11 protein-coding genes are annotated in these 11428 nt (G+C 70.4%); 5 read left to right on the top strand and 6 right to left on the bottom strand.

Translation table 11 applies throughout. The features are described 5' to 3' along the window. Positions 1-319: 319 nt before the first annotated feature. Both AOK11_RS18315 and AOK11_RS18310 read left to right on the top strand, forming a co-directional pair. Positions 320-1090, top strand: a complete 771-nt coding sequence (locus AOK11_RS18315; RefSeq protein ID WP_055594797.1) for an ABC transporter ATP-binding protein — start codon at positions 320-322, stop codon at positions 1088-1090. Between the two features lie 130 nt (positions 1091-1220). Continuing rightward, the gene (locus AOK11_RS18310) at positions 1221-3749 is read left to right on the top strand and encodes an ABC transporter permease (RefSeq protein WP_055594796.1); all 2529 of its coding nucleotides are present in this window, start codon (positions 1221-1223) and stop codon (positions 3747-3749) included. A 160-nt stretch (positions 3750-3909) separates the two neighbouring features. Here AOK11_RS18310 and AOK11_RS18305 read toward each other — a convergent pair whose 3' ends face one another. Together AOK11_RS18305 and AOK11_RS18300 are read right to left on the bottom strand one after the other, a co-directional pair. Next, positions 3910-5208, bottom strand: coding sequence for an SAM-dependent methyltransferase (locus tag AOK11_RS18305; protein WP_055594795.1), 1299 nt, complete (start codon positions 5206-5208; stop codon positions 3910-3912). 374 nt (positions 5209-5582) lie between these two features. Next, complete coding sequence (locus AOK11_RS18300) at positions 5583-6971, bottom strand: NAD(P)/FAD-dependent oxidoreductase (RefSeq protein WP_055594794.1); 1389 nt, start codon at positions 6969-6971, stop codon at positions 5583-5585. A gap of 417 nt (positions 6972-7388) precedes the next feature. Here AOK11_RS18300 and AOK11_RS18295 point away from each other — a divergent pair, with 417 nt between their 5' ends. The 3 genes from AOK11_RS18295 to AOK11_RS18285 all read left to right on the top strand — a co-directional run bounded on the left by AOK11_RS18295 (position 7389) and on the right by AOK11_RS18285 (position 8343). Then, positions 7389-7592, top strand: a complete 204-nt coding sequence (locus tag AOK11_RS18295; protein WP_055594793.1) for a hypothetical protein — start codon at positions 7389-7391, stop codon at positions 7590-7592. A 212-nt stretch (positions 7593-7804) separates the two neighbouring features. Next, positions 7805-8077, top strand: coding sequence for a type II toxin-antitoxin system Phd/YefM family antitoxin (locus AOK11_RS18290; RefSeq protein ID WP_055594792.1), 273 nt, complete (start codon positions 7805-7807; stop codon positions 8075-8077). Next, positions 8074-8343: a type II toxin-antitoxin system RelE family toxin gene (locus tag AOK11_RS18285; protein ID WP_055594791.1), complete on the top strand. Its 270-nt coding sequence runs from the start codon at positions 8074-8076 to the stop codon at positions 8341-8343. The genes AOK11_RS18290 and AOK11_RS18285 overlap by 4 nt, the downstream gene beginning before the upstream one ends. Here the strand turns inward: AOK11_RS18285 and AOK11_RS18280 are convergent. The 4 genes from AOK11_RS18280 to eno all read right to left on the bottom strand — a co-directional run. Beyond that, positions 8328-9308: a Ppx/GppA phosphatase family protein gene (locus AOK11_RS18280; protein ID WP_055594790.1), complete on the bottom strand. Its 981-nt coding sequence runs from the start codon at positions 9306-9308 to the stop codon at positions 8328-8330. The two genes, AOK11_RS18285 and AOK11_RS18280, sit on opposite strands and share 16 nt — an antisense overlap. Then, complete coding sequence (locus AOK11_RS18275; protein WP_240497386.1) at positions 9305-9961, bottom strand: DUF501 domain-containing protein; 657 nt, start codon at positions 9959-9961, stop codon at positions 9305-9307. Before AOK11_RS18275 ends, AOK11_RS18280 begins: the two co-directional genes overlap by 4 nt. A gap of 165 nt (positions 9962-10126) precedes the next feature. Continuing rightward, entirely contained in the window at positions 10127-10603 is a 477-nt protein-coding gene (locus AOK11_RS18270; RefSeq protein WP_055594789.1) for an FtsB family cell division protein, read from the bottom strand. Positions 10604-10785: 182 nt separating this feature from the next. Further along, the coding region (eno, locus tag AOK11_RS18265) for a phosphopyruvate hydratase (protein WP_276204828.1) at positions 10786-11428 on the bottom strand (643 nt) is incomplete at its 5' end.

Below are 11428 nucleotides of genomic sequence, written 5' to 3'. Positions count from 1 at the left end.
CCAACAGCCTCGCGCGCGAGGGCCGGCCGCGTATGCGGAATGACGGAATTTCACCGTCTGAACAAGGGTGCTCCACCCGTTCTTGCGACATCCGGCGTGCGGAGGGCTCCGTTCGGATCGAAAGCCCTCTCTGTTCGGGCCCGGCCCCTCCCCCCGCCCGGGGTCGCCGTCAACCCCAGGTATGACGGTGACCACCGGGGTCCACCCTGAGTCGCCCCCCGGAACCGGAGCTACGGGTGACTACACAGTGGCCGTCGGGCGGAACGATGGATGACGTCCCGTTCCCGTGAAACGTCGTACCGTCAGGAGTGCCCATCCCGTGACCACCGCACCCATCGCCGACCGGACCACCACCGTGGCCGCACGTGCCACGGAGCTGTCGAAGATCTACGGCCAGGGCGAGACCCAGGTGGTCGCCCTCGACCAGGTCTCCGTGGACTTCCGGCAGGCCGAGTTCACCGCGATCATGGGCCCCTCCGGTTCCGGCAAGTCCACGCTGATGCACTGCGTGGCCGGCCTCGACACGTTCTCGGCCGGTTCCGTGCGCATCGGTGACACCGAGCTGGGCTCCCTCAAGGACAAGCAGCTCACCAAGCTGCGCCGGGACAAGATCGGCTTCATCTTCCAGGCGTTCAACCTGCTGCCGACCCTGACGGCCCTGGAGAACATCACCCTCCCGATGGACATCGCGGGGCGCAAGCCGGACCAGCAGTGGCTCGACACCGTGATCCGGATGATCGGCCTGTCCGACCGGCTGAGCCACCGGCCGTCCCAGCTGTCCGGCGGTCAGCAGCAGCGGGTCGCCGTCGCGCGGGCGCTGGCCTCCAGGCCCGAGATCATCTTCGGCGACGAGCCCACCGGCAACCTCGACTCCCGTTCCGGCGCCGAGGTGCTCGGCTTCCTGCGCAACTCGGTACGCGAGCTGGGGCAGACGGTGGTCATGGTGACCCACGACCCGGTCGCCGCGGCCTACGCGGACCGGGTGGTGTTCCTCGCGGACGGCAGGATCGTGGACGAGATGCACGGGCCGACGGCCGAATCGGTGCTCGACCGCATGAAGCAGTTCGACGCCAAGGGCCGTACGAGCTGAGCCGTCACCGGCCGAGCCGCCGTCAGCACGCAACCGTCCCTCACCTCCTCCGGTGATGTTCCGGTGAGGCGACCTCACCTCTGCCGACGCCCCACCCCCCACTCGTACGACTGGACTCGAGAAGACACCCATGTTCCGTACCGCCTTGCGCAATGTGTTCGCGCACAAGGCCCGGCTCCTTATGACCGTGCTCGCCGTGATGCTCGGCGTGGCCTTCGTGTCGGGGACCCTGGTCTTCACCAACACCATCTCCGACGCCCTCCAGAAGAGCTCCGCCAAGGGCTTCGACCACGTCGACGTCGCCGTCACCGCCCAGTGGAAGGAAGCCGAGGGAGACAAGGTCGGCGAGCCCCACGAACTGACCTCGGCCATGGTCGAGGACAGTGCCCGGGTTCCCGGCGCCGCGCGGGCCATCGGCGTCGTCACCGGATTCACCGCCATGGCCGACCGGGACGGCAGGCTGATCGGCGACGGCTTCCAGTCGCAGGGCGGCAACTACTGGGGCACCGACGACCCCCGCTACCCGCTGACCGAAGGGCACGCGCCGAAGGGCGCCGACGAGATCCTCATCGACGCCGAGACCGCCGAGCGCACCGGCTACCAGGTCGGCGACACCGTACGGATGTCGGTCGACGGCCCCGTCCTCGAGCCGGTCGTCACCGGCGTCTTCACCACCGACGACGGCAATGTCGCGGCCGGCGGCAGCCTCGCGCTGTTCGACACGGCGACGGCGCAGAAGCTGTTCGGCAAGGAGGGCACGTTCGACGAGATCGCCGTCAAGGCGAAGGACGGCGTCTCCGAGACCGCGCTGCAGGCGGAGCTGGACAAGGCGCTGCCCGCCGACGCCGTGGAGACCACCACCGGCACGCAGCTCGCCGACGACCAGGCGAGCATGATCGCCTCCTCGATGAGCGGGCTGAAGCAGGGCCTGCTGGTGTTCGCCGGCATCGCGCTGTTCGTCGGTACGTTCATCATCGCCAACACCTTCACCATGCTGGTCGCCCAGCGCACCCGGGAGCTGGCGCTGATGCGCGCGGTCGGCGCCTCCCGCCGGCAGGTCACCCGGTCGGTGCTGTTCGAGGCGTTCGTGGTGGGTGCGGTCGCCGCCGTGGTCGGGCTGCTCACCGGTATCGGCATCGGGGCCGGACTGCGTGCCCTGATGGGGACGTTCGGGGCGACCGTGCCCGCCGGCCCGCTGGTGGTCACACCCGGCACCGTCGCCGCCGCGTTCGCGGTCGGTGTCCTGATCACCATGCTCGCCGCGTGGCTGCCCGGCCGCCGGGCCGCGAAGATCCCGCCGGTGGCGGCGATGAGCTCCGTGCACGCCCAGGCGACCACCAAGTCGCTGGTGCTGCGCAACACGCTGGGCGCGCTCTTCTCGGGCGCCGGCATCGCGGTGGTCCTCGCGGCGACGACGATGAGCGGCTCGGACGGCCAGGCCCCCATGGGCATCGGCGCGGTCCTGCTGATCATCGGCGTGTTCATCCTGACCCCGCTGCTGTCCCGTCCGCTGATCGCCGCCGCGGCGCCGGTGCTGCGCGTCTTCGGGATGTCCGGGAAGCTGGCCCGGCAGAACGCGGTGCGCAACCCGCGCCGTACCGCCGCGACCGCGTCCGCGCTGATGATCGGGCTCACCCTGATCACCGGGATGACGGTGGTGGCGGGCAGCCTGCAGAACGCCATCGACAAGATGGCCACCTCCTCGATCGAGGCCGACTACGTGGTGTCGATGGCGAACGGCAACTGGCTGTCGCCGGACGTCGCGCGGACGCTGGAGCGGTCCGACGACGTCACCGCCAGCAGCCCGCTGCGCAACGCGCCCGTCCGTATCGACGAGCAGACGGAGTTCCTGACCGGCGTCGACGGCTCCTCCATCGGCGAGCTGACCGACTTCCCGGTCCGCGACGGCGCCTTCGAGGTGTCCGGCACACGGATCGTCGTCGACCACAGGACGGCCGAGGACTACGGCTGGAAGGCCGGTTCGGACTTCACCCTCACCTACGAGGACGGCAAGAAGCAGGAGCTGACGGTCGCCGGGGTCTACGAGGGCAACGAGATGTTCCGCGGCATCATGCTCGACACCGCGACCCTCGCCCCGCACCAGCCGGACCCGATCGACATGCAGGTCATGGTGAAGACCTCCGGCGGTGCCTCCGACGCGGCGAAGGACCGGCTGGTGGAGGCCCTCGGCACCAACCCCGCCATCAAGGTGCAGGACAAGAAGGACATCTCCAACGAACTGGCGTCCATGTTCACGCTGATACTGAACATGGTCTACGGGCTGCTGGCGATGGCCGTGCTCGTCGCGGTGCTCGGTGTCGTCAACACCCTGGCCATGTCGGTGTTCGAGCGCTCCCAGGAGATCGGCATGCTCCGCGCGATCGGCCTGGACCGCGGGGGCATCAAGCGGATGGTCCGTCTGGAGTCCCTGGTGATCTCCCTGTTCGGCGGGGTGCTCGGCATCGGCCTGGGCGTGTTCTTCGGCTGGGCGGCCGGAGAGCTGGTGGGCTCGAGGATGGCGACGTACGAACTGATCCTGCCCTGGGGCCGGATGGCGGTCTTCCTGCTGCTGGCCGGCGTCGTGGGCGTGCTCGCGGCCCTGTGGCCGGCCCGGCGGGCGGCACGGCTGAACATGCTCCAGGCCATCAAGGCGGAGTAGTACCGGAGAGCGGGCACGGGCCCTGTTCCGACGGCCGGACTCGGTCGGACTCCTGGCGTCGGCCGGAGTCGGTGGGAGTCGGTCGCCGGAGCAGGGCCCGTCGTCGTGCCTGCCGTCGTGCCCGTCGTCGTGCCAGGGGGCAGGGAGTGGGGGGCGGCGGTCAGTTCCAGGCGCGGGCGCGCAGGGGCAGGCCGGAGGCGCCGGATTCGGGGGTCTTCACGGCCAGGACCTGGTTGACGCCGATGCGGTTGCGTTCGAAGGCGAGCGCGGAGGCGGCCATGTACAGCCGCCAGACGCGGGCGCGGCCCGGCCCGGTGAGCATGACGGCCCGGTCCCAGCCGGCCTCCAGGTTCGCCACCCAGCGGCGCAGGGTGAGGGCGTAGTGCTCGCGGATCGACTCGACGTCGCGCGCCTCGAAGCCGGCCCGCTCCAGCAGGGACACGGTGGTGCCCACGGGGGCGAGTTCGCCGTCGGGGAAGACGTAGGCGTCGATGAACGGGTTCAGTGCGTACTCCGTCTCGTCCCGATGCGGACGGCGTGCGATCTGGTGGTTCAGCAGCCGTCCGCCGGGCTTGAGGAGGCGGTGCAGGGCGGTGGCGTACTCCAGATAGCGCGGGGCGCCGACGTGTTCGGCCATACCGATCGAGGAGATCGCGTCGTAGGGGCCGTCCGGGACGTCACGGTAGTCCTGTACGCGGATCTCGACCCGGTCGGTGAGCCCTTCGTCGGCGACGCGCTTGCGGGCGTACCCGGCCTGCTCCTGGGAGAGGGTGACGCCGACGACGCTCACGCCGTGCTCACGGGCGGCGTGGATCGCCATGGAGCCCCAGCCGCAGCCGACGTCCAGCAGCCGCTGACCGGGCGTCAGCGCGAGCTTGCGGCAGACGAGTTCGAGCTTGTCGTGCTGGGCCTGTTCGAGGGTGGCCTGCGGGAGCGGGGCGGGCCAGTAGGCGCAGGAGTACACCATGGACGGGCCGAGGACGATCTCGTAGAAGTCGTTGCCGACGTCGTAGTGGTGGCTGATGGCGCGCTTGTCGCTGCGCTTGGTGTGGAGGCCGCGGTGGGGCCTGCGGATCTCCTCCGGGGGCGGGCCGGGCGGCAGCGGCGGGCCGGCCAGCGCGACGAGGCCGCGGACGGCCGCACGGACGCCGGGGTCGCGCAGGGACTGGACGAGGGTGGGGGTGTCCTCGCCGCGCTCCCAGAGAAGACCGGAGACACGTTTGAGGGCGGTGTACAGGTCGCCCTCGACGCTCAGGTCGCCGGACACCCAGGCGCGGGCGAGGCCGAGTTCACCCGGCTTCCACAGCAGGTGGCGCACGGCACGGCGGTTGCGTACGACGAGGATCGGGGCGTCCGGCGGACCGGCCTGTGATCCGTCCCAGGCGCGGACGCGCAGGGGGAGCGGTGCGCCCGCCACCTGTTCGACAAGGCCCTTCAGCCGCGAGGCGGCGTCTCTCATGGTGTGCACCTCCGATAGGGGCGTCCCCGGCTCGAGCGACGTCGAGAGCCCGGGGAAGGCCAAATCCCGGAATGTCGTCACCACGTAAACATCTGCGGGGCGCGCGGCAGTCCTCGGCGCGCGTCATGACTGGGCAAAACGCCGAAAGGGCCGCCCGCACCACGGATGGCGGGCGGCCCTTTCGGGAGCCGAGGACGGCCTGGCCGATGATCTGGGGCCCGGCGCTCGGAGCAGGAGCGCCGGGTGGAACACAGATCGGACGGACCGAAAATCAGACGGACCGGAGGATCAGGCGGACCGGAGGTCGCCCGGCCGTACGCGCGGGCCCGGGGGGGCCGACGGGACGGGCGACCAGCGGTCGATCGGATCCGGCGTCAGGAGGCGTTGGCCTTCTCGGCCGATTCCTTCTTGGCGGCCGCGGGCAGCGGCGCCGGCTTCGCGGCCTCGTAGAACTCGTCGCGCGGGGACTGGATCGCGCCCAGCGAGACGACCTCGCGCTTGAGGAACACGGCGAGCGTCCAGTCGGCGAAGACACGGATCTTGCGGTTCCAGGTCGGCATCGCGAGACCGTGGTAGCCACGGTGCATATACCAGGCGAGCCGGCCCTTGAGCTTGATCTTCACCTTGCCCACGACGATCATCGCCACGCCCTTGTGCAGGCCGAGGCCCGCCACGGCGCCCTTGTTGGCGTGGCTGTAGTCCTTCTGCGGGAAGCCCCGCATGCCGGAGACCACGTTGTCGCCGAGGACCTTGGCCTGGCGCAGGGCGTGCTGGGCGTTCGGCGGGCACCAGGCGTTCTCGTTGCCCGCCTTGCGGCCCACGAGGTCCGGCACCTGGGCGTTGTCGCCCGCGGCCCAGATGTAGTCGGTGCCGGTGACCTGGAGGGTCGGCTGGGTGTCGACGTGACCGCGCGGGCCCAGCGGGAGGCCGAAGCGGGCCAGCGCCGGGTTCGGCTTGACGCCGGCCGTCCACACGATGGTGTTGGAGTCGACCTCGAGGCCGTTCTTCAGCACGACGTGGCCGTCGACGCAGGAGTCCATGGAGGTGGAGAGGTAGACCTCGACACCACGGCCCTCGAGGTGCTCCTTGCCGTACTTGCCGAGCTTGGGACCCACCTCGGGGAGGATCTTGTCGGCAGCGTCGACGAGGACGAAGCGCATGTCCTCACGGGACACGTTCCTGTAGTACTTGGCCGCGTCCCGGGCCATGTCCTCGACCTCACCGATGGTCTCCGCACCCGCGAAGCCGCCACCGACGAAGACGAAGGTGAGCGCCTTGCGGCGGATCTCCTCGTCCGTGGTGGAGTCGGCCTTGTCGAGCTGTTCGAGGACGTGGTTGCGCAGGCCGATGGCCTCCTCGATGCCCTTCATGCCGATGCCCTGCTCGGCGAGGCCGGGGATCGGGAAGGTACGGGAGACCGCGCCCAGCGCGACGATCAGGTAGTCGAAGGGCAGCTCGTAGGCCTCGCCGACGAGCGGCGCGATCGTGGCGACCTTGCGGTCCTGGTCGATGGTGGTGACCCGGCCGGTGAGGACCTCCGCCTTGGGGAGCACGCGTCGCAGGGGGACGACGACGTGCCGCGGGGAGATGTTGCCGGCGGCGGCTTCGGGCAGGAAGGGCTGGTAGGTCATGTACGACCGCGGGTCGACGACGGTGACGGTCGCCTCGCCGTAACGCATCTTCTTCTGGATGCGCCGAGCTGCGTACAGGCCTACGTACCCACCGCCTACTACGAGGATCCTGGGACGCTCCGTGGTGCTCATGCCATCGAGTATCCACCTCTCCGAGGGGGTGGGTTCGTGCGCCCCTTCACAAGCTTGGGTAGCGGTCGTGTTACACTTCCCGGCTTTTGTGATCAAGCCCATGCCGGGGGCCGGGAACCAGGACCATACGCGACCCGTTGTCAATGCCGCGTGAGCTGCCTCTCTTTGATTCCGGCGACGCCCCGGGCCCTCCCAGGGGCCCCCGGGGGCGACCTCCCGGGCGCCACCCGCCCACACCTTCTGAACATGTTCAAAGCAGCCCAGGGGCCCCGAAAGGGTCAACCGGACTCAGTTCTTCGACCTACCGGGGCCATTTCCTTGTGAAGAACTTCACGAACTTTCCCGCCGGCACCCCTCGAAAGGGCCGGTCGGCCCCTTCCCGCAGCCGCTCAAACGGTATCCACGCTGCTCAGCGGAGTGCTGTCCAGCACCCCGCCCGTCGGCGTCACCGCTCCCCTACCCCCGGCTCGTCCCGGCTGCGCCGCAACGCTCTCCCACGACCGCCCCGCCCTCGTCCGGCGCACCTCACGCCCCCTGCGCACGCCCCGCTTCCAGCGCGTGACCGCGAGGATCATCGCCACGGTGCACCTCGCCCTCGGGGCCCGGACCGTGACCACGTGAACCGGTAGCCGCCGTACGGGCCTGAGGGCGACCCGCGCCCCGAAAGCTCCGGCGCCGAAGAGTTCGCCCGTACGCCGGGACTCCCGGGATGTGGACCGCACCCCACGTACACGCACGCCTACGCCGCCGACCAAGCGTTCCCGTCCAGGGTGTCCCGCGAACGCGACCCCCACACCTGGCAACGTGTACACCTAAGTGCGTACACTTGGTCCATGACCGACAACACCGTGACCGTCAGGGAAGCGCGCGCACACCTGGCGGAACACATCAACCGGGCCGAGGAAGGCACTCCGACCGTCATCACACGCAACGGCGCCCCCGTGGCCGCGGTCGTGCCGATCGCCGACTTCGAGGCACTGGAGGAGGCCGCCGACGTGATGCTGGCTCGCGAGGCGGAAGCAGTTCTGGCCGACGGCGGACCCACCGTTTCGATGGCCGAGCTGCTGGCGGATCTGTTCGACGAGCGCGGTGAAGGCGCGGCGTGAAGTACGCGTTCCGGTTCACCACGGCAGCACAGCGGCAGCTCCGGTCCCTCAGCCGACTCGATGCCATGCGCATCCTGACCGCGCTGACCGCGCTCGGTGACGATCCGTACCGCGAGAACGCCGACGTCAAGAAGCTCACCGGCCCATCGGGGCTCTACCGGCTCCGGGTCGGCAGCTACCGGGTCGCCTACCGGATCAACGACGGTGAACTCGTCGTCCTCGTGGTCAAGGTGGGCGACCGGCGGGACGTCTACCGCAACCTGTAGCGCCCCGCCTCCCACCTCGCGTCGGCCACCAAAGACCAGGCGATCCCGTCGAGGATGTCGTGTTCGCTGACGACGACCTCCTTCGCGCCGGTGCGTTCCATGAGGGAGAGGAGGACCAGGGCGCCCGCTCCGATGACGTCGACCCGGCCCGGGTGCATGGAGGGGATCTCCGCGCGTTCGGCGTGGGTGGCGTGGAGCAGCCGGTCAGTGATCTCGCGGACGCGTTCCAGGGTGACCCGGGAGTGGTGGATGGCCTGCGAGTCGTACGCGGGCAGGTCCTGGGCGATCGCCGACACCGTCGTGACCGAGCCGGCCAGGCCGACCAGGGTGCGGGCCTCGCGCAGCGGTACCGTCCGCTCGACCCGGTCGAGGGCAGCCTCGATGTCGGCCCGCATCGCCGCGATCCGTTCCTCGGTCGGCGGGTCCATCACCGCCCCGTCCACCAGCAGGTGCCGCTCGGTCATCCGTACGCAGCCCACGTCGACGGACCGGGCGGCGCGTACGTGGTCGTCGCCGACGACGAACTCGGTGGAGCCGCCGCCGATGTCCACGACCAGGAACGGGCGGTGCAGGTCCGCACGGCCCGTCAGTTCCTTGGTGGCGCCGGTGAAGGAGAACTCGGCCTCCTGGTCACCGGTGATGACCTCGGGCTCCACGCCGAGGATGTCCAGCACCCCGCGCACGAACTCGTCCCGGTTCTCGGCGTCGCGGGAGGCGGAGGTGGCGACGAAGCGCAGGCGCTGCGCGCCGTGCTCCTTGATGGCCTCCGCGTACTCGCGGCAGGCGGCGAACGTCCGCTCCAGCGCCTCGGGGGCGAGCCGGCCCGTGCGGTCGACGCCCTGGCCGAGCCGCACGATCGTCATGCGCCGGTCCAGGTCGGTCAGTTCACCGGTCGCCGGGTCGGCGTCGGCCACCAGGAGCCGGATCGAGTTGGTACCGCAGTCGATGGCGGCGACTCGGGTCATCGGTCGTTCTCCTCGATCGGCTTGGCCGCGAAGGAGCCGCCGTCCGAGCTCTCCACCTGCCCTCCCTCGCCGGCGGGCGGCTCGGCGACCGTCACGCACGGGCCCTTGCGCCACCACTCCGGCAGCATCGCGAGCGCCTCGTCGCCCAGCGGGTTGACCCCGGGGCCGGCGGCCAGCGAGTGGGCGACCAGGACGTGCAGGCACTTCACCCGGTCCGGCATCCCGCCGGCGCTCGGGAAGTTCTTCAGTTCCTCGATCTCGTCGCGGCGCCGGATGTAGTCCTCGTGCGCCGCGCGGTACGCGGCCGCCAGCTCCGGGTCCGTCGCCAGCCGCTCCGTCATCTCCTTCATCACGCCGTTCGCCTCCAGCGTTCCGATCGCCGAGGCGGCCCGGGGGCAGGTGAGGTAGTACAGCGTCGGGAAGGGGGTGCCGTCGGGCAGCTTCGGCGCGGTCTCGACGACGTCCGGCTGCCCGCAGGGACAGCGGTGCGCGATGGCGCGCAGCCCGCGCGGGGGCCGGCCGAGCTGCTGCTTGAACGCCTCGACGTCCGCGTCGGTCGGTTCGGTGCGCGGGGTCGTGGGCAGATCGAACAGCGCCAGCGCGGAGCGCTGCCCTTGAGGGGTGGTGGCCGGGCGGCGGGCGGGAGTGTCCATACCTGTCTTCCTGCGGTTCTCGGCGGTTCTCTACGATTGTCTGCGCGGTTTCTGCGCAGGTCTCCGTACGACGGGCTGGTGCCGTCGTACGGGGTCGTCCGCGGTCGTGCGGCCGACCCTGCGGGTTCCGGTGAACCGCAGGGCATCAAGGCTACGGCTCCGGGCTCACCGCTCGGCCGCGTCGGACTTGTCGACGCCGTCCCAGACGTTCGCGTACCAGGGGCGGTCGGCCGATTCGCGGTCGGCGCGCGGCTGCTCGGTCGCGTCCGGATCGATCATGATGTAGCCGGTCTCGCCGGGCATGACGTAGTGCAGCCGCGCGCGGACCTGCTGCTCGGCGTAGGCGTCGTCCTGCCAGCGTGCCTTCATGTCGCGCAGGTGCTCGACCCGCCGGCGGGTCTCGTCCTTCTCCTGCTGGAGGTCGGCGATGTCGGCGCGCTGGGACACGTACTGCCGCATGGGATAGGCGAGGGCCACGATCATCGAGCAGACCACCAGGGCGAGCAGCGCGGCCCGGCCGGTCAGCCGGGAGCGGCGGGCCTGGCGCTTGGTCTGCGAGCGGTAGACCCGGGCGGCGGTCTGCTCGCCGATCAGCCGGATCCTGGTCGCGGTGGAGAACCGGTCCCGGTCCTTCACGGCCATGTCCCGCCTCCCGTTCCCCTGTCATACGCACGTACGTCCCCGGACACGGTACGGGACCGCGTCCGGGGACGTAGGGACTACCGGCCAGGACACGACCGAGGTCGTCATCCCGTACGGGTCAGCCCTTGCTGTGCCTGCTGCTCCGCGGAGCCCTGTGCCTACTGGCCCGCGGAGCGCCGTGCCTACTGGTCCGCGGAGCGGAACCGCGGGAAGGCGCTGCGGCCCGCGTACACCGCGGCGTCGTCGAGGATCTCCTCGATGCGCAGCAGCTGGTTGTACTTGGCGACACGCTCGGAGCGGGCCGGGGCACCGGTCTTGATCTGGCCGCAGTTGGTGGCGACGGCCAGGTCGGCGATGGTGACGTCCTCGGTCTCACCGGAGCGGTGCGACATCATGCACTTGAAGCCGTTGCGCTGGGCCAGCTCGACGGCGTCCAGGGTCTCGGTCAGCGAACCGATCTGGTTCACCTTGACCAGCAGGGCGTTGGCCGCGCCCTCCTCGATGCCGCGGGCCAGGCGCTCCGGGTTGGTGACGAACAGGTCGTCGCCGACGATCTGGACCTTGTCGCCGAGCTTGTCGGTGAGCGCCTTCCAGCCCTCCCAGTCGTCCTCGAACAGCGGGTCCTCGATGGAGACCAGCGGGTACGCCTCGACCAGCTCGGCGTAGTACTCCGTCATCTCGGCGGCGGAGCGCTCCTTGCCCTCGAAGACGTACGTGCCGTCCTTGTAGAACTCGGAGGCGGCGACGTCGAGCGCGAGGGCGATCTGCTCGCCGGGGGTGTAACCGGCTTCCTTGATCGCCTCGAGGATGAGGTCGAGGGCCTCG

The sequence above is a fragment of the Streptomyces hirsutus genome (assembly GCF_001418415.1).
GTDB classification, from domain to species: domain Bacteria; phylum Actinomycetota; class Actinomycetes; order Streptomycetales; family Streptomycetaceae; genus Streptomyces; species Streptomyces hirsutus.
Note: the sequence above shows the minus strand (reverse complement) of the source record. Positions and strands in the feature narration are given on the sequence as shown.